Origin of the sequence: Bacillus salacetis (genome assembly GCF_049177075.1) — a bacterium.
Lineage (GTDB): Bacteria > Bacillota > Bacilli > Bacillales > Bacillaceae_B > Rossellomorea > Rossellomorea salacetis_A.
The window spans coordinates 63,192-81,041 of sequence record NZ_CP185377.1 but is presented as its reverse complement, the minus strand read 5'-3'; the positions used below and the strand labels follow the sequence as shown (position 1 = coordinate 81,041).

15 protein-coding genes and 2 tRNA genes are annotated in these 17,850 nt (G+C 43.1%); 2 read left to right on the top strand and 15 right to left on the bottom strand.

Annotation, left to right across the window (positions count from 1 at the left end; all coding sequences use genetic code 11):
• Positions 1-124: 124 nt before the first annotated feature.
• Positions 125-2,614 carry a stage II sporulation protein E gene (gene spoIIE, locus ACOJQI_RS00410; protein WP_421382565.1) on the bottom strand — a complete coding sequence of 830 codons (2,490 nt, stop codon included), beginning with the start codon at positions 2,612-2,614 and terminating at the stop codon, positions 125-127.
• 283 nt (positions 2,615-2,897) lie between these two features.
• Here spoIIE and ACOJQI_RS00405 point away from each other — a divergent pair.
• Positions 2,898-2,974: transfer RNA gene (locus ACOJQI_RS00405), tRNA-Met, on the top strand.
• A gap of 10 nt (positions 2,975-2,984) precedes the next feature.
• Positions 2,985-3,056, top strand: a tRNA-Glu gene (locus tag ACOJQI_RS00400).
• 526 nt (positions 3,057-3,582) lie between these two features.
• Here ACOJQI_RS00400 and ACOJQI_RS00395 read toward each other — a convergent pair.
• The 14 genes from ACOJQI_RS00395 to ACOJQI_RS00330 all read right to left on the bottom strand — a co-directional run bounded on the left by ACOJQI_RS00395 (position 3,583) and on the right by ACOJQI_RS00330 (position 17,850).
• Positions 3,583-4,005, bottom strand: a complete 423-nt coding sequence (locus tag ACOJQI_RS00395) for a S1 domain-containing RNA-binding protein (protein ID WP_421382563.1) — start codon at positions 4,003-4,005, stop codon at positions 3,583-3,585.
• A gap of 74 nt (positions 4,006-4,079) precedes the next feature.
• A complete protein-coding gene (locus ACOJQI_RS00390; RefSeq protein WP_421382561.1) occupies positions 4,080-4,478 on the bottom strand; it encodes an FtsB family cell division protein in 399 nt (132 codons plus the stop codon).
• Between the two features lie 14 nt (positions 4,479-4,492).
• The gene (gene yabQ / locus ACOJQI_RS00385) at positions 4,493-5,119 is read right to left on the bottom strand and encodes a spore cortex biosynthesis protein YabQ (protein WP_421382559.1); all 627 of its coding nucleotides are present in this window, start codon (positions 5,117-5,119) and stop codon (positions 4,493-4,495) included.
• Positions 5,116-5,418 (bottom strand): sporulation protein YabP, encoded by a 303-nt coding sequence (gene yabP, locus ACOJQI_RS00380; RefSeq protein ID WP_421382557.1) that lies wholly within the window; start codon positions 5,416-5,418, stop codon positions 5,116-5,118. Before yabP ends, yabQ begins: the two co-directional genes overlap by 4 nt.
• 79 nt (positions 5,419-5,497) lie before the next feature.
• Positions 5,498-5,770 (bottom strand): RNA-binding S4 domain-containing protein, encoded by a 273-nt coding sequence (locus ACOJQI_RS00375; protein ID WP_421385360.1) that lies wholly within the window; start codon positions 5,768-5,770, stop codon positions 5,498-5,500.
• A gap of 84 nt (positions 5,771-5,854) precedes the next feature.
• The gene (gene mazG, locus ACOJQI_RS00370) at positions 5,855-7,315 is read right to left on the bottom strand and encodes a nucleoside triphosphate pyrophosphohydrolase (RefSeq protein ID WP_421382555.1); all 1,461 of its coding nucleotides are present in this window, start codon (positions 7,313-7,315) and stop codon (positions 5,855-5,857) included.
• 18 nt (positions 7,316-7,333) lie between these two features.
• Positions 7,334-8,932, bottom strand: a complete 1,599-nt coding sequence (locus ACOJQI_RS00365) for a putative polysaccharide biosynthesis protein (RefSeq protein WP_421382553.1) — start codon at positions 8,930-8,932, stop codon at positions 7,334-7,336.
• 131 nt (positions 8,933-9,063) lie between these two features.
• Positions 9,064-9,600, bottom strand: coding sequence for a stage V sporulation protein T (gene spoVT / locus ACOJQI_RS00360; protein WP_421382551.1), 537 nt, complete (start codon positions 9,598-9,600; stop codon positions 9,064-9,066).
• Positions 9,601-10,260: 660 nt separating this feature from the next.
• On the bottom strand, positions 10,261-13,794 hold the full coding sequence (gene mfd, locus ACOJQI_RS00355) for a transcription-repair coupling factor (RefSeq protein ID WP_421382549.1): 3,534 nt from the start codon (positions 13,792-13,794) through the stop codon (positions 10,261-10,263).
• A gap of 173 nt (positions 13,795-13,967) precedes the next feature.
• The gene (locus tag ACOJQI_RS00350; RefSeq protein WP_421382547.1) at positions 13,968-14,198 is read right to left on the bottom strand and encodes an anti-sigma-F factor Fin family protein; all 231 of its coding nucleotides are present in this window, start codon (positions 14,196-14,198) and stop codon (positions 13,968-13,970) included.
• A 71-nt stretch (positions 14,199-14,269) separates the two neighbouring features.
• Positions 14,270-14,827, bottom strand: coding sequence for an aminoacyl-tRNA hydrolase (gene pth, locus ACOJQI_RS00345; protein ID WP_421382545.1), 558 nt, complete (start codon positions 14,825-14,827; stop codon positions 14,270-14,272).
• A gap of 95 nt (positions 14,828-14,922) precedes the next feature.
• Positions 14,923-15,576: a 50S ribosomal protein L25/general stress protein Ctc gene (locus ACOJQI_RS00340; protein ID WP_421382543.1), complete on the bottom strand. Its 654-nt coding sequence runs from the start codon at positions 15,574-15,576 to the stop codon at positions 14,923-14,925.
• Between the two features lie 221 nt (positions 15,577-15,797).
• On the bottom strand, positions 15,798-16,784 hold the full coding sequence (locus ACOJQI_RS00335) for an NERD domain-containing protein (RefSeq protein ID WP_421382541.1): 987 nt from the start codon (positions 16,782-16,784) through the stop codon (positions 15,798-15,800).
• 106 nt (positions 16,785-16,890) lie between these two features.
• Positions 16,891-17,850: a ribose-phosphate diphosphokinase gene (locus ACOJQI_RS00330; RefSeq protein WP_119548677.1), complete on the bottom strand. Its 960-nt coding sequence runs from the start codon at positions 17,848-17,850 to the stop codon at positions 16,891-16,893.

Here is a 17,850-nt window from a genome sequence, read left to right as displayed (position 1 = left end):
CAGTTTCCCCTCCTCTAACTTAGTTTGTTACCATCATCGCCGAGTAGAGGGGGTTTTATACGTATAACTGTTGTCAAAACTAGCTTTCTACTTTGATTTCCAATTCAAATAACTTACTCCTCTTTCAGGAAATCTTCTCCTTCCTTTTGAATTTTTGAACAGGTATGGAACTCCACTTTGGTATATTGTGTTTGATTTTCGAAACAACGATGGTCATGTCATCTTCTATTTCTCCCGATCTGGTCCTTATCACTTCCTCCATAATGATATCTGCCATGGCTTGCGGATCCTCTGTATCTATTTCTTTTACCTTTCTCTTCATCCAGATATCATAGTTTTCTACATGTTTCGGCCCTTCAAATACACCATCACTCATCATGATCAGCAGGTCGCCTGCCTTTAATTGTTCACTGACTACGTCAACGTCGAATTCATAAAAAATCCCCATTGGAAGATTCCCAGCCTCGACTTTCACCACCTTATCTCCTCTTTTTATAAAGCTCGGGGTGGAACCGATTTTCAAAAACTTTGAAGAAGCATCCTGCAAATCTATCATGGCTAAGTCGAGCGTCGAAAATATTTCATCATTGGTCCTTAATGAAAGGATCGAGTTCACTGCTTTAATCGCTACCTTTTCTTCTATTCCTGATTGTAAAATCTTCTGCAGCAGGCTTAACGTTTCATTGCTTTCATAGTGGGCACGCTCCCCATTGCCCATTCCGTCACTGATTGCCACCGCATATTTACTGGCACTCAATTCAATCATTGAATAGCTGTCCCCCGAAATCAGTCCTCCTCCTTTTGCTGCATGAGCCACCCCTGTTTCCACAACGAACGCTTTGGCCGATCCAAACGTCAATTGACAGTGTCCGCTCGGAAAAGCGGCCGGGTCCTCTCTTTGAACTATAATATTTTCTCCAAGAATATCTGACAGCATCGGCGCAATCAGCTTTTCTCCTTCCCCGTGTCCATTTCCATTCGGCAGGGTCATCTCAATATCCACACTTCCTTTATCAAGTGAGTAAATCTCGACATTTTCGATTTCCATCCCGAACTCCTGCAGGGACTCCAGGATCTGTTCCTCCTGCTGCTGATGATTCTCTCTTTCTCTTTGAATTTCCCGGGCAAAATCCCCCATAACTTCAGAGACACCCAGTAATTGGTCCGCAACGAGCTTCCGGCTTTCCTGCACCTGTTTTTTCAGTTTTAAATTTGCTTGATAATACGTAAGTTCCTGGGAAATGACATCCTGGACCTTCTTAGCACGGACACAGTGCTTTTCCAGTTCCCTCCCCACTTTTCCGTTCAGCGGCACATGTCCCTGATCGACTTCATACATGACATCTTTCATTAAATCGTAGGTATGGTTAAAGTTCCTTGCCCAGCACTGTTCCTTCTTGAAGCAAGTCTGGCATGTTTTTTCTGTTACATTGCTCAAAAACTGGTCAAATTCCCTCTCATCAGCCTCATCATGATCCAGCTGCTCCTCCAAACTGACAAAGCTGTTCGATAATGCCTGGAAGACGGAGGAGAATTGTTCTACTCTGCTTGCTGTTACATCACGGACCTTTCTGATATATTGCTGCTGCTCTTGATTATACTCAGCCGTTCCAGGTATATGTTTTGCGAGTTTCGTAGTCAGGACGGCCGGCGTCAAAAATAACAGCAGGATGGCGATGCCAGATTCATAAAGAGTTTTGGTCAAAGACGTATCGCTCTCCCCGTACATTCCGATCAATAAGGTTGCGATCAAGAGCCCTATGGCCGCCCCTGTCTTTTTCCCCTCTTTTAACAAACCTCCTAAAAGACCCGAAAACGCTAGTAAACTCATTTGATAGAAGCTTGCCACGTTTGCCAGGCTGAAAATCAATCCTGTCACGACCCCGACCGTAGAACCGACAGTAGCCCCGGCGACAAACGAAAACAGCAATACCAAATAACGGGATAATATATGTTCAATTGAAAGGTTATAAACCGACCAGCCGATTGTGCCTGTCATAACAGAAGCAAGCAGGATGATCAGGCTGACCACCTCTTCGGTCTTCAGTGATTTTTTGCGCTTACTGATTGAAAAAAGCGGTACACTTTGGATGAAAATCAATGTCAGAATAAAGGAAAGGGTGGCTTCCACACCAGCCATCGCTCCATCATACACACTCAATGCCTGTCCATTCGTTATGTAGTCGAATGCGAGGCTGGCAGCTATTGTCGAGAAAAATACAAAGTAAGGAACAGCCTTGAGCTCATTCTTTTGAAACTTCCTTGTGATCCTAAAAATAATCAGGAATAAAATTGTACTGGCAAACGTATACGTAATATTAGCAATCGATAATGTCAGCGACCCTGCAAGCAGACCCATTAAAGCCACAGGGGCACGATCTCTTCGCACCATGTAAACAGCTGCGAAAAAAGGCATGGCAAATGGAGTCAGGTGTGACAGGATCAGGGCACGCCCGAGAAGAAACCCCAAACCGAAGAGAACAAATCCTTTCTGAACGAAGAACCACTCCATTTTTTGAAGAATTGTTTTCATCCCCATAGAGAACTCTGATTTTGTATGTTCGAGGTCGACTTTCCCAACCGGTTCCATGACACTGTGCTCAACTTTTTCCATACTTATCCTCTCCCCTGGTCTTATTCATTGTAGACATTATAAAACGGACAAGCTTAGAAGTTTGTCAAAACAGGGATAGTAATTGAAAGAAAAGTTCGACTTCTTTCTGCGAAATGGCAGAAAAACTGTAGGGAAACGAGAGAAGTCCAGCTCCTGAAGCAGCAAGGATTAAGAGGCAAAATAAGGAATAATAGTTTTGACATTTTTCTTGAATAATCTGTTGACAATTTTTTTATTCCTATGTATTATATTACTTGTGTCTCAAAACATTTTTAATAAATATGGCGGTGTAGCTCAGCTGGCTAGAGCGTACGGTTCATACCCGTGAGGTCGGGGGTTCGATCCCCTCCGCCGCTACCATATTTGTTTTGGCCCATTGGTCAAGCGGTTAAGACACCGCCCTTTCACGGCGGTAACACGGGTTCGAATCCCGTATGGGTCATATCAAAACACGACAGGAATCCTGTCGTGTTTTTTGTTTGTCTTTTTCAGTTGAAGAGTGTTGTTGTTTTGCCCTGCTTTTGCAACAAGAATCGCGACTCTCTTGACTGCTTTTCTTCTCTTGGTGTCGCAATTCCATCCGGATTGCGACTCACTCCACTGCCTTTTTTCCTTTACTGTCGTAATTCCACCAAGATTACGACTCTCTCCACTGCTTTTTCCCCTTTACTGTCGCAATTCCAACACAATCGCGACTCCCTTGACTGCTTCCTTCCCTCTACTGTCGCAATCCCACCACAATTGCGACTCCTTCCACTGCTTTCTTCCCTCTACCGTCGCAATACCTGAGCAATTCTCTATTGGTTCCTTCCTATAAAGACAGAAACTCTTATCATGGTCATATGAATCTAAAAAAAACAAAAAAACAACCGGCTGCTTTCCAGGGTGAAATGCAGTCAGTTGTTTTCAGTTGAAGGTCCTGTTCAGGGTCTCCTCTATAAACCTGCTATATATAAATAGACAGCAAGTTAGCCTCTCTTTGCTCCTCGGCCGCCACGTTTAGATTCTGTATGGCGTTTTAATGAAGATAAACGATCTTCGCTATCCTTTAAGAAACGTGCCATCTTCTGTTCAAAGTTCTCTTTTGGGCGAGTGTCATTCATTTTGTTATTGCGTGGACGCTGAGGACGCTGCGGGCGCTGGGGGCGTTGCGGCTGGTCTTTAGCCTTCCGGATGGATAAACCGATCTTTCCGTCTTTCTCAACATTAAGGACTTTTACCGTTACTTCGTCACCGACTTTAAGGTGCTCGTTGATATCTTTTACATAATTATCGGCAACTTCACTAATGTGGACAAGACCTGTTGCACCTTCCGGCAATTCTACGAACGCTCCAAAATTTGTAATCCCTGTTACCTTACCCTGTACCTTGCTGCCTACTTCAATTGACATAAAAAGAATGCTCCTCCTTAAAATTATAAAAAATATACCTTACTTTATATTATAGCCAAACAAAAAAAAGAGTGTCAATAAGACGACTCTTCTTCTTCTTTTTTCTTTTCAGGCTCAGGAATGTTGAAAATAATTTCACCTTCGTCTGAAAGAAAATAGTCTCTTCTGGCCAATTTGGCGATGTACTCATCATCATTCAGCTTGACGATCTCGTCTTCCAAGATTGCCTGCTGTCTCTCGAGTTTCTCCAGCTTGGCTTCCAGTTTTGCTTTTTCTGCTTCCTTCTCTTCAAGGACAGAAGCGCGTGAGATGAGGGCTGAAACGAGAAAACCGCTGATTGTCAAGGCGAGGATAAATAGTAACGCCAAGCGGCGAAAAAGCTTCTTTTTTCTATGATGACTAATTTTCTTCTTTAATTCCTGCTGACGTACATAAGCATTTTCCATCGATGTGATATTTCGTTCCCGGCTCATCTCCTGCACCTCCTTTATCTTTTAAGCCATTTTTTAAGCTTTGTATTAATAACTTTAACAAATGGAAATAAATATCCTGCAATTTTATTATATAACTTCTCGACGAATTTTTTAAGATTTTTCGGCAGAAGGCTTGAGATTAATTTTACCACCCATAGAATCGGTGTAAACACGATTTTCAAGATGGAAAGAATTACTTTCATCAAGAACCCCAGGACTGCCCAAATCCCTTTCCCCAGACCGAGGATAATCGATACCAGAAGCAATACCAACCATTTTATCGGCGAATAAACAAGATTTTTCACCATTCTTACGGAAAACTTGTAGATTGAAATACAAGCTTGGATGAATTTCTCCAACAGCTTTTTATAAAGGTCCTTGAGGAGAGCCTGATAACCCGCAAAACCGCAAAGCAAAGCGATAAAAATATAAAAGCGTACTTCACCGAAGTTGACTGAAAACAGGATGTAGAAAATAAAAAGGGCTTGCAGAATCCAAAACAAGACATCGTTCAGGAAAACAAGCCAGCGTTTTCTTGATTTTCTGTTCAGAAAACGGTTATACGTATCCAGAGCCGCTCCAAAAATACTGCCCATGCCGACCATGGCCAGCATGGTATAAAATTGAACCGAGAGTGTCATCGGAACAGCTTGCTAAAGAACCCTTTAGCTTTTTCTCCACTTTGCTCGTCTAAATAAACGATATCAAATACTTTGCCTTTAATGGAGACGATCCCTTTGTCTACATCCAGGTTCTTCATTTGCAGGTTCTGGCCCCGGATGGACAGGAATCCCATCACTGTTTCCAGCAGGAATTCTTCATTATCGAAGCTTTCCACCTGCTTCACTCCGGTAATGTCCAACAGGCGTCTGCCCCTCATCATGACGTCATGTTCCTGCATTGTTCCTTTGTTACTTCCATTATCATGATACTGATTCATTTTCATCCCCCACATTCACAAAGTACAGGCTTTGTAACTATATGTATGCGGCAGGAAGGAAAATAGAACAAGCTGTCCTTTACTCTTGAGGCTCTTCCGCTACTCTTTCTTCACTCGTGATTGTAAACATTGTACCCGCTTCTTCTTTCCGGGTTGATTCCTGGAGTCGGTCGACCGTCGCCGTTACTACTTTCTGTCCAAAACGGATTTGCAGTTCATCTCCCACTTTCACATTGGAGCTTGCTTTGGCCTGCAGGCCGTTGATGGTGATTCTGCCTTTGTCAGCCACCTCTTTTGCCAGTGTCCGTCTTTTGATCAACCGTGATACTTTTAAAAATTTATCCAGGCGCATAGTTGCCATTCTCGATCTCTCCTTTGTTTTTTCATCTGTTTTGTATAATGTTCTTCTTAATTGACTGTGCTGGTTCGATATGGTTCAGTGAATCCCTTTTTCTTTCGCTTCATTCCAGAACTGGTCCAGTTCATCCAGGGAAAATTCCTCAAAAGCCTTGCCGCTTTCTTTTACCTTTTGTTCAACATAGGCAAAACGGTTGAAAAACTTTTTGTTGGCCATCGCCAATGCCTCTTCGGGATGAATTTTATAAAAACGGGCAATATTGACCATGGAAAACAGCAGGTCGCCAAACTCGCTTGTTTGAGCGTGTTTATCTCCATTCGCTGCTTCAGCACGGAATTCCTCTATTTCTTCGTTTACTTTTTCCCATGCATCATCCGTCAGCTCCCAGTCAAAACCCGCTTTGGCGGCTTTTTTCTGGTACTCATATGCTTTCATTAAAGATGGATACCCTTTGGCAATCCCTTTTAGCAGCGGCTTTTCCTGACTGCCCTTTTCCGCCTTTTTGATTGTTTCCCAATTGGCCTTTACCTCTTCCGAATTCTCCACTGTAACTTCACCGAATACATGAGGATGGCGGCGGACCATTTTCTCTGCGACATTTTCAATAACTTCATTTATGGTAAACATTCCTTCATCTTCACCAATTTGTGCATGAAGCATGATTTGAAGAAGGACATCTCCCAGTTCTTCAATAATATGGTCCGTATCTTCCTCATCAATTGCTTCCAGTAATTCATATGTTTCTTCTATTAAATATTTCTTCAGCGAATGATGAGTCTGTTCAATATCCCATGGACAGCCTCCTGGCCCCCGCAGTCGTGCGATAATATTCCTGAATGTCGAAAACTGTTTATACCTCATAGCCATTTCCCCAGCGGGAGGAACATATAAGCTGGTGAGGTTATTTAACTCCATTTCACGATCGAGTTCCACAAGCGGAATGGTTTTTACCAGCTCATTCTTTGTCCCTGCAGCAGTTACAATCTTTACTGTATAGTCATAGGGATACAGTTCCATCAGTGTCAGTTTCACGTCTGAGGCTACAAACGCATCATACACCTGGCCAATGATCAAATGCTGATCCATTTTTATGTCTTCCTGGTGCAGGTCGGTTCCATCCAGCAGCTGAAACCCTTCAATCGGATCCGCTTTGACCGCCGCAAACAAAGGATCCAGGAAACTCTGCCCGCCTATGATGTCCAGCTCAAAGCCTTCCCGGTCGGAAGCCTCAATCAACAGCTGGACCGTCTTTTCTGCGACTAAAGGATGTCCCGGTACCGCGTATAGAATCTCACTTTTGCCAGCTTCGCCTATCAGCACCTCAACAATTTCCTCATAAACCTCTTCAAAGCTTTCATGCTTTTCGTATATGGAATCAAAAGATTGATATACAAAGCCTTCAGCCTTAAGCTCCGCTACCACTGGGTGACTTTCCGTTCGCAGAAAGGTTCTTCTTTCACTTTTTAACTGCCTATATACACCAAGCGGCAATTGATCCAAATCGCCTGCTCCAAGTCCGGCTACTGTAATTTTAAACATACTGTACCTCCACTGGTCTTATTTAATTCGTTCAGAAATCGAATTCAGTTTGCCGCCCATTGGCAGCTGTTCCAGTTCATCTGGTGAAAAGATTTTACCTTTTAAAATGATCAGAATAAAAACGACGGCTCCCAACGCTGCTCCTGTCAGGGATTGGATTGTGGCAAGCAGCCGGGATTCTTCACCCGCCAGCATAGTAAAAAGAAAGGAATATAATTGCAAAGCCAGCGTCATCCCCAAGCCGGCTGTTCCGGTAACCATATAAAAACGGGGCGATAGAAATAAAAATGCAAATTGTTTCTTTAGGCGGATAATGAGAATAACGGCAATAGCACCTAAAGCGATAACCGTCGAAACCGATGCCCCCATTGTTCCATACCGGCTGACCAGCAGGAAATTCAGTGCGAATTTGACGGACAGCCCTCCAAGAATGGTCAATGCCGGGAAATAGATAAGTTCCATCCCCTGTAGGATCCCGGATATCGTCAATATAATGGAGCTGAATAAGATCGATAAACAAAATACCGCAATGACATCAGAACCATTGCTATTTTGAAAAAGCATAGTATTGGTAGGCTTCATAATATTGATCAGACCGAGGGAAGCCGCAAAACCTGCAAGGCTTCCGATTTTCAATGCCAGCCTGATTTTCTCGTTCATTTCAGTCGTCTTTCCTTTACGAAAGGCAGCGGTAATCATCGGTACAAGCGTTAGCGAAAGGGAAGTGCTGACGACGGTACCCAGCTGAATGAAAGGCTGTCCCCTGTCATAAATCCCCTTTAGCTGCTTTGCCTCCGCCGCTGATATGCCAGACTGCAGCAACAACGAGTAAACATTCAGCGCATCAATCAATTGAAGCAAAACAAGCAGCATCCCGCTGACACATATAGCCGTTCCATGCTTCAAAAGCCGTGACCAGATTCCTTTGTGTCCTGTCCCTCGCTTGATTGACATCAGCCCTAATATAGGGTTTTTATCCTTCCATACGAACGTCAAAAGGATAAGGATACAGATCAGCCCTCCTGTAATGGACCCGAAAAGGGCACCCGCACCAGCCATGTACAGAGAATATCCCTTGGCGGTCAAGACAGCCGAAAAGGTGATGATGGTAATGACCCGGACAAGCTGTTCCCCGACCTGTGAATATGCAGTGGGTACCATATTGCCCATTCCCTGGTAAAACCCGCGAAGACCCGATATAAAGGGAAGCAGCAAGAAAGTCACGCTGATCAACTTGATCAAGTCTTCCAGATGGGGATCGCCCATTAGGGATGCAATCGGACCTGCACCAAAGTAAATAAGTAAAAACCAAAGCACTCCCGTGACACTTAGAAAAAGAAAAGAAGACTGTATGACAGCCTGTACTTCCTTCTCATTCTTTCCTTCCTGCCGTTCCGCAATCATCTTTGAAATAATAACCGGAAATCCATATGTAGAAAGGGCAAGGGCTATTCCGTAGAAAGGATAGACCTGCTGATAAATATAAAAGCCAATATCTCCGACGATGTTTTGAAATGGAACCCGGTAAACCGCACTGAGAATCTTGGTAATCAAAGCTGCGGCTGTAAGAATAAAAGTTCCCATCAACATTTTTTTAGATGTGTTTTCGTAAGGCAATCGTTGATTCCTGCCTTCCTATGCAAATTAATGTACTGTATTATAACACAAAATGCCCTTTTACCTTTAGTTCCGAATTTCTGGAATGCCTTTGTACACAAAAAAAAGAAGCGGTGTCGACCGCTCCAATTTTAGGATTCCATTTGTCTTGCTAAAAAGCCAGCTGCCGTTTCTACTGCTTTTTGCTCAACTTCTCCAATTGTCTTATCTTTCGAGAAGATCGTCACTGTACCAATAGGATCGCCATTTGCGATAATCGGGGCGATTGTGTATGAAGAAACTTCTTCTTCCACACCATCCACAAGCTCGATTTTCCCTTGCTGTGTATGAAGTACAGAATTGCGTTCTCCCATTTGTTTTTCAATAAGATCACTGATATTTTTATTTAAATATTCTTTCTTAGAGCCGCCTGCAATGGTAATTACAGCGTCCCTGTCTGAAATGATTACGGAGCTTCCAAGGCTGTCATACAGTGCCTCAGCATATTCTTTTGCAAAATCGCTTAACTCACTGATCGGTGAGTATTTCTTTAAGATGACCTCGCCGTCACGATCAACGAAAATCTCCAGCGGATCACCTTCGCGAATTCTTAGAGTCCTGCGAATTTCCTTAGGAATTACGACACGACCTAAATCATCAATACGACGAACAATACCAGTTGCTTTCATCTATAGTTGCCTCACTTTCATCAGATGATTTTTATTCGGTAATTACTCTTGTATTCATTACCAAAGTTGATTTTAGTATCCTTCAAGAGGAAACTTCTATGCACAATACACTATTTTTTCTGCAATTACGTTTTTGTTCTAGTTGAGGTTTATTTTACCAAAACGGCAGCTGCATTAAATTAAATACCCTGACTACTCCAAAATAAACAAAATCTGTGGATTACATTTTAGTTACATATTATAAGGCGGAAGCGGCCGTTAAGCGTCGTACGGATTGGAGGGCTTCTGTATGAGATAAAGGAATCACAACGAACAAAGTGAGTTGATGATGACTTATCGCAAGGAAGAAGACCGAAATCCGCTAGGCGCGGCCGCTGGAACTGGATTGATTTAGCTTGCGGTCCAGCATCACCTCGAAAATTCATTCTCATTGGACCGATATTTTCTTTTACGGCCCAACATCTTCACAAAAGCTCATTCTCATTGGACCGATAACCTCCTTTACGGTCCAACACCTCGCCAAAAATTCAATCTCCTTGGCCCGATATATCAATTTCCCCAGTCCCTTCCGTACTTTAACCCTTTAAAGCGCGAAGAGGGACTGTCCCTTTTAGTGCTTTAACGCACGAAAACACCCGGCGCTCGGCCGGGTGTTTTTGTTTATGAATGAACTTCTGCATCCTTTCTGGCAAATTGGATGTTTTTGACGATGTCATAGGCAATGTTGAACCATTGGGATGTTTTCATTCTGTTCGTATTGATGGTGATTTTCAGTTTTTGCTCTTCCATGCCGAGCCCGACTGCGCGTCCGTGTTTGTTGCAGATATCGAAGACTTTGCTGCCGTCGATTTCCTGAGTACCCTCAGGCGACATATAAATCGAGATTTCTTTTTTGTTCTGTTTGATGCTCTCAAGCTTCGCCTGCCTTGCATAGACCTTCATTTCAGCAATCTGGAAAAGATAAGCTGTTTCTTCAGGATATTCTCCAAAACGGTCGAGCATTTCATCCTGCAGCTCCTCCACCTCTTTTAAGGTAGAGACAGAACGGAATCGCTTGTACATCTCAATTTTTTGATGGCCGTCTTTGATATAATCATCCGGAATGTAAGCATCGATTTCCATATCGACTTCAAAGGAGTATTCCTTCTCTTTCGGGAGATCTCCTTTTCTTTCTTCGATGGCCTCTTTCAGCATTTGTGAATAAAGATCGAAACCGACGGAGTCAATGAATCCATGCTGCTGGGCACCCAGAATGTTACCCGCTCCCCGGATCGTCAAATCACGCATGGCAATTTTAAATCCAGAACCAAGTTCAGTGAACTCTTTTATCGCCTGCAGCCTTTTCTCTGCAACCTCTGTCAGCACTTTATCTTTGCGATATGTGAAATAGGAATACGCAACCCTGTTGGAACGGCCGACCCTTCCTCTTAACTGATAAAGCTGGGAAAGACCCATCCGGTCCGCATCATACACAATCAGAGTGTTGACATTCGGGATGTCGACACCCGTTTCAATGATGGTTGTCGTAACAAGGACATCGAATTCACCATCTAGGAAGCCCAGGATAATTGATTCGAGCTCGTTTTCGTTCATTTTCCCATGGGCAAATGCGACCCTTGCATCCGGAACAAGCATAGATATTTCCTCTGCTTTCCGTTCGATATCTTCCACCCGGTTATAGAGGAAATACACCTGTCCATCCCGGGCAAGTTCCCGTTCAATCGCTTCCTTGATCAGGACACCATTGTATTCCATGACATAAGTCTGCACAGGGAAGCGGTTTTCCGGCGGCGTTTCTATGACAGAAAGGTCCCTTACGCCAAGCATCGACATATGCAAGGTCCGCGGGATTGGTGTAGCCGTCAATGTCAGCACATCGACATTAGTCTTCAACTGCTTGATCTTCTCTTTGTGTGTAACCCCAAACCGTTGTTCTTCATCAATGATCAGCAAACCTAAATCACGGTACTGTATATCTTTTGATAAGATTCTGTGTGTACCAATGACAACATCGACGGTACCAGCTTTGATACCTTTGATCGTATCAGTCTGCTGCTTTTTCGTACGGAATCTGCTCAACAGGCCGACTTCAAGACCGAAATCCTGAAACCTTTCTTTCATGGTCTCATAGTGCTGCTGGGCAAGAATGGTCGTCGGCACCAATAAGGCAACCTGTTTTCCATCCACCACAGCTTTAAAGGCAGCCCGTATGGCTACTTCGGTTTTACCATAACCTACATCACCGCAAAGCAGGCGGTCCATAGGCCTCTCTCTTTCCATATCTTTTTTGATTTCATGGATGGAACGAAGCTGATCTTCCGTTTCCTGATATGGGAAGGATGTTTCAAATTCTCTTTGCATATCACCGTCAGGAGAAAACGCATATCCTTTGGCAGCTTCCCTCTCTGCGTAGAGCTTGATGAGATCATCGGCGATATCCTTGACGGAAGATTCAACTTTACTTTTAACCTTCTTCCATTCTGATCCGCCAAGCTTATAAAGCTTTGGCTCCTTGCTTTCAGATGCCACGTATTTTTGAACAAGATCGAACTGCTCAACAGGGACATACAGTTTGTCATTGCCCTGATACTTTATATGAAGGTAATCCTTGTGTACCCCATTGATTTCAAGGGTTTCAATTCCCAAGTACCTCCCGATCCCATGATTGACATGCACAACGTGGTCGCCGACTTTCAACTCGGAATAACTTTTGATTCTTTCCGCATTTGAAAGCTTTTGTTTTCGCGGAGCCTTCCTTGTCTTCTTGTTGAAAAGCTCTTCTTCTGTCAGGACGGCTATTTTCATCATCGGAAGTTCAAAGCCGTTGGTAAGGTGGCCGCTCATAATTTGTGCCTGGCCTTTTAACAGCTTGTCATTATCAGGCACAACCGCTACTTCGATATCATAGTCATTCAATACCCGTTGAAGCTTTTTGATCCGCTCTTCATCAGGACCTAATAGGATAATAGTGAAATTCCCTTTCTTCCAGCGATCCAGTTCAGCCTTTAGAACATGCATCTGTCCATGGAAGCTCTGCATCGGCTTGCTGGAAAGATTAAAGATGTTTTGAGGGCTGGTGTTCGGAATATGCCTAAGGAATAAAGAGAAATAAACCTTCGGCAAACTGGTTTGAACCAGCAGCTTTGAAAGGTTGTGCGAGACTTCGACATCATGGACGATTTCACCTTCCTGTAAAAGAGAGGTGTACCAGTCTGCTTCTTCTTTATCCAGTGACTCTCCCATCTCCTGCACTCTTCCCAGTTCATCAAGAAAGAATATGCCGTCTTCCGGAAGGTAATCTAGCAAGCTAGCAGCTTCCTCATAGGCGAATGATAGATATTTATAGATCTGCTGAGGTTTTTGGCCATTCCTCAATTGTTCCAATTCATAACCGATATTTTGAGTCAGTCTTTCTTTTACAGAGTCACTTTTAATCTTCTTCAGGCTTTTGGATAATCCGGTTTCCAGGCGGTCAATGATATTTTCCAAATGCTCGCCTTTCATGATGGTTTCGGATGCAGGACCGATATGGACTTCCTTAAGTTTCTCAATCGACCTTTGATCTTCTAATGAAAAAGAACGGATGGAATCCACTTCTGTATCAAATAATTCGATTCGGACCGGCGTTTCCAATGTGTGCGGAAAGATATCCAGAATACCTCCCCGTAAACTGAATTCACCTGGCGTCCCAACCATTTCACTGCGTTGGTATCCCATCACGAGCAGCTGGTCCAGAAGATTGTCCAAGTTGACATCTTCCCCCAGTGTAAAAGTCAGCTGCATGGATTTCCAAATCGATTTAGGCGGCAAAATCTTTCTCAAGCCTGCGGCCGGAACGACGAAGATCCCGTTTTGGTCTGTGGCCAGTCTGTTTAACACTTCAATTCGTTGTGACTTCAGTTCAGGACTTGCCACACTTAGTTCAGCAGCAATCAGCTCATTGGCTGGATATAGAAAAACTTCTTCATCAGACAGAAACTGAAGAAGGTCGTCATAGATTTTTTGCGCCTGCAGCAGATTGTGGGTAAGGACAATCGCTGATTTCCCCGTCTTACGATACATAGAAGCGATGAACACACTTCTGGAAGAACCAGAGAGCCCTGCGACAAGCTGCTCCTCCAGCCCCTCCTCTACTCCAGAAGCCAGAGCCTGCAATTCTTCATTTTGTCCAATGAAGTGTAAAATACTTTTCAAGGGAGTATTCCTCCTCTTTATTTCTTTTTTCTATAAAAAAGCTTCATGTCCCAGGGTTTCCTAAGGACAAAACGTTGATGATAATTTGCTCACAGTCTATTAATAAACGCATGTCTATTATAAATGCCTGTATTGTTACAATAGAAAAATGCTTTGGTGAAGACCAAAGCCAATTAATGAATCAGATAATCTGATTGGTGATAATCCGGATTTCGATTCAGCGATTCCTGGCAGTCCTCGCAAATCGTCTTGATATGGATATCTCCATTTTGTTCATATGATACCATATCCATGCGGTCTTCCTCAGAAAGTTTATGCAGACCCACTTGTTCGGAATGTACCGAAACTTGATCCAAACTTCCGACTTTATGACCGCAATGGCTGCAAAAATAATGTATCGCCATATTCTTCCTCCTTCATAAACACGCCTGCTATTAGTATGAACGTGTTAGGAAGGAGTTATACAGCTTCAACCTCAGTTAAACGTATTCATTACCTCCAGGAAAGGCTTTTCCAGCCATGCTTCACAAGCATCAGCACTGGATTTGATTACATCCTGCATCTCTGCCCACTCTTCCGGTGTGAATTTCCCTAATACATAATCAGGAACCTTCATGCCGCTTGGCGGACGGTCGATGCCCACCCTTATCCTGTTGAACTGCTGGGTCCCCAAATGGGCAATAATGGACTTCATGCCATTATGGCCACCGGGACTCCCCTTTTGGCGCAGCCTGAGTTTTCCCACCGGCAAGTCGAGGTCATCGTATATAACCACTAAATCCTCCTCATCAATATCAAAATAATCCATCAGGGGAACAATGCTTTCTCCCGATAAATTCATATATGTAAGAGGTTTAAGTAATATGACCTTTTCACCTTTATGATGGATACTTGTATATACCCCTTTGAACTTGGATTGATTCAGGGGGCTGTTGAATCTTTTTGCCAGTTCATCAATTATTTCAAAACCTATGTTATGTCTTGTGCGATCATATTGTGATCCCGGGTTTCCAAGCCCTACAATCAGTTTCATGAATTTCCACCTCATTTTCCTGCACTATCAATATCATAAGCATAAACGAAAAAGACGCAACCCGCAAAAGGCTGCGCCAGGAAAATTCATTTATATTATTCTTCTGCTCCTTCACTCTCGCTGCTTGCTTCTGTTTCACGGCCTTCCTCATTTTCAGGCTGGCCTGCTTCCTGCTCTTCGCCGGAGCTGATTTCTTCCTCTTGACGCGGCGCCAATACAGAGGCGATGGTTTGTTCATCATCTGTATTGATCGTGAAGGAATAGTTTCCTTTAACGTCTCCTACTGTAATGGTCTCACCCACTTGGAGATTTGAGATATCAACCTGAATGCTGTCAGGGATATCTGATGGTTTCGCTGTTACTGATACGTCATGAAGCGGCTGCTGTAATACGCCTCCGTCTTTCACACCTGCTGATTCACCAACAAGCTCAACGCGGACATCCGCGTCCATTTCACTGGACATATTAACAGCCAGGAAGTCTGCATGGATGACAGCATCCTTGATGTGGTCCTGCTGATAGTCACTTAGAACAACATTCTGTTTGTTTCCATTGATGTTCAGAGAGATAATTCCGTTCCGTCCAGCCTCTCTCATTGTTTTGATAAACTCAATAGAGTCAATTGCAATTGGTGTGTTTTCTGTTTTATATCCGTAAACTACTGCAGGAATACTCCCTTGATGTCTAAGTTTGGTTAAATCAGATCGTTTGTCGCCTGTACGGCTATTAGCTTTAAGTTCTACAGCCATTAATAAAACCCCTTCCTCAGTTTTCTATAATAGTCTCTCTATAGAAAATACCCTAAAGAAGGTAAAATTAAACAGGTTGCTTAGAATTTCTCTTCTGCTCCTTCCGAAAAATCTGGTCTATGAGCCACTTTCGCACTCCTATGAGCCACTTCTCCATTCTATAAGCCAGTTTTTTATTTCTATGAGCCAACTTTGCATGTCTTTGAGCCAACTCGTCCATTCTATGAGCCATTCCCATAATCTTCACCTATTAAGCTGGTCAGAGAGTACTTTTTCCACCTCCTTTCTCCACTGGAGGGAAGATTCATCTTCAATAATAATTTTCTCGCGACAGACCTTGATTCCAGCAGCAAAAAATCTCGTATTTGATTATTGGCCGCCTCTGTCCCGATCAACAAAGCATAGTCACGCAAGGCAGCGACGTGAGCATCCTTGGACTCGGCTCCGCAACGGCTGCAAGTCCAATTACCAAATGTACGCTTGCATTTAAAATTGCTGCACTGCGGACATCTGATTCCTCTAATCAATTCCTCAGATTTAATTCCATATTTTCTAAGGACATCTATATTTCTAGGCGTATTCCTTTCAATAATCTGATTTGAAATATCCAGCGCATCCTGGTCCTGTAGATATTTTCGAGTGTGTTTTTGTTGGAGGTTTATAAGGTGAAATGGAAGTTGTGCAGCAGGAATAACTTTATGGCGAATATTTTCTGAAGAGGATTTGATGATCGTACGGGGATTGCTTATAACGACAATTGTTTCGATAGGCAGATGAGTTAATTGGTAATGTACCAGCCAATTTCTTAATTGGAGTTTATGTCTCTTGACCTGGAGGATGGGGTCAGGAAAAGACTCTTCCCCGAATTCGTTCTTCCTGATCAATTGATTAAACTTAGTATCAAAATAAAGAACGCCCGAGATATTTTTCGCTTCAATTATAAGAATGAACTTCGTAGTGATAATGAGTGTGTCTATTTGAAAGTAACTTATCCCATCAAAGAGCCGCACATCATGAATGATAAACAAGTCTTTTGATGACAGCAGACTTAAGGGATAGCTTAAACTAACTTCACCTTGATAGCCTGCCTTTTTCATAGCAACCTCACTAAGGACTTGGTCTTTACCAGGGTGGTGGTCATATGTCCTAATCGACAGCGCTTCTAATTTCAATAGTTCTACTGGGGCAGCTCGTGGTTTTAATATCAATGTATCAACTCCTTTTTATTATTAATTTGACATCGTTCTCCTTTATCCTTTAAATATAAGACATAAAAAAACCAGACGAAGAGTCTCGTCTGGTTTATGGTAATGATCAATCAAACAATGTACTTACTGATTGTTCCTCGTAAACGCGGATGATGGCTTCGCTGATTAGAGGGGCAACAGAAAGCTGCTCGATTTTATCAATCATTTTGTCCTCAGTTAGAGGAATGGAGTTTGTTACTACCAATTCTTTGATTTTTGAATTCTGGATTCTTTCGATTGCAGGGCCGGAAAGAACCGGATGTGTACAGCAAGCGTAAACTTCTTTTGCACCATTTTCAACCAGGGCATTAGCTCCCAAGGTAATCGTACCAGCTGTATCGATGATATCATCAATCAGGATGGCAATCTTTCCATCGATGTTACCAACGATGTTCATGACTTCTGATACATTTGGTTTAGGACGGCGCTTATCGATGATCGCAATCGGCGCTTTTAATCTTTCAGCCAATTTACGGGCTCTGGTCACTCCGCCGTGATCTGGAGAGACAACCACGACATCTTCTGAGTTGAAGCCTTTTTCAAGGAAGTAATCCCCCAAAATCGGTACACCCATCAAATGGTCGATCAGGATATCAAAGAAACCTTGAATCTGAGGTGCATGCAAATCAAGCGTGATAACACGGAAAGCACCGGCAGTTTCAAGCAGATTTGCTACAAGCTTCGCTGTGATCGGCTCACGGGCACGCGCTTTACGGTCCTGTCTTGCGTAGCCGTAGTAAGGCATAACAATATTGATCGTTTTGGCAGATGCTCTCTTAAGGGCGTCAACCATGATCAGCAGCTCCATCAGGTTCTCGTTAACAGGAGCACTCGTGGATTGGATGACGAATACATCACACCCGCGGATACTTTCTTCAATGTTGATTTGGATTTCTCCGTCACTGAATTGTTTTACTGTACATTGACCAAGTGGAACTCCTACTTCTTTCGCAATTTCTTCTGCAAGGGCAGGATTTGAATTCAAAGAAAAGATTTTCAATTTAGAATTAGAGTAACTGTTAGGCAT

Excerpts from the sequence above, each read along its gene's own strand:
- spoIIE (WP_421382565.1), bottom strand. The coding sequence starts at position 2,614 with ATGGAAAAAGTTGAGCACAGTGTCATGGAACCGGTTGGGAAAGTCGAC.
- ACOJQI_RS00395 (WP_421382563.1), bottom strand. The coding sequence starts at position 4,005 with ATGTCAATTGAAGTAGGCAGCAAGGTACAGGGTAAGGTAACAGGGATT.
- ACOJQI_RS00390 (WP_421382561.1), bottom strand. The coding sequence starts at position 4,478 with ATGAGCCGGGAACGAAATATCACATCGATGGAAAATGCTTATGTACGT.
- yabQ (WP_421382559.1), bottom strand. The coding sequence starts at position 5,119 with ATGACACTCTCGGTTCAATTTTATACCATGCTGGCCATGGTCGGCATG.
- yabP (WP_421382557.1), bottom strand. The coding sequence starts at position 5,418 with ATGAATCAGTATCATGATAATGGAAGTAACAAAGGAACAATGCAGGAA.
- ACOJQI_RS00375 (WP_421385360.1), bottom strand. The coding sequence starts at position 5,770 with ATGCGCCTGGATAAATTTTTAAAAGTATCACGGTTGATCAAAAGACGG.
- mazG (WP_421382555.1), bottom strand. The coding sequence starts at position 7,315 with ATGTTTAAAATTACAGTAGCCGGACTTGGAGCAGGCGATTTGGATCAA.
- spoVT (WP_421382551.1), bottom strand. The coding sequence starts at position 9,600 with ATGAAAGCAACTGGTATTGTTCGTCGTATTGATGATTTAGGTCGTGTC.
- ACOJQI_RS00350 (WP_421382547.1), bottom strand. The coding sequence starts at position 14,198 with ATGGCGATACATTATTTTTGCAGCCATTGCGGTCATAAAGTCGGAAGT.
- pth (WP_421382545.1), bottom strand. The coding sequence starts at position 14,827 with ATGAAACTGATTGTAGGGCTTGGAAACCCGGGATCACAATATGATCGC.
- ACOJQI_RS00340 (WP_421382543.1), bottom strand. The coding sequence starts at position 15,576 with ATGGCTGTAGAACTTAAAGCTAATAGCCGTACAGGCGACAAACGATCT.
- ACOJQI_RS00330 (WP_119548677.1), bottom strand. The coding sequence starts at position 17,850 with ATGCCTAACAGTTACTCTAATTCTAAATTGAAAATCTTTTCTTTGAAT.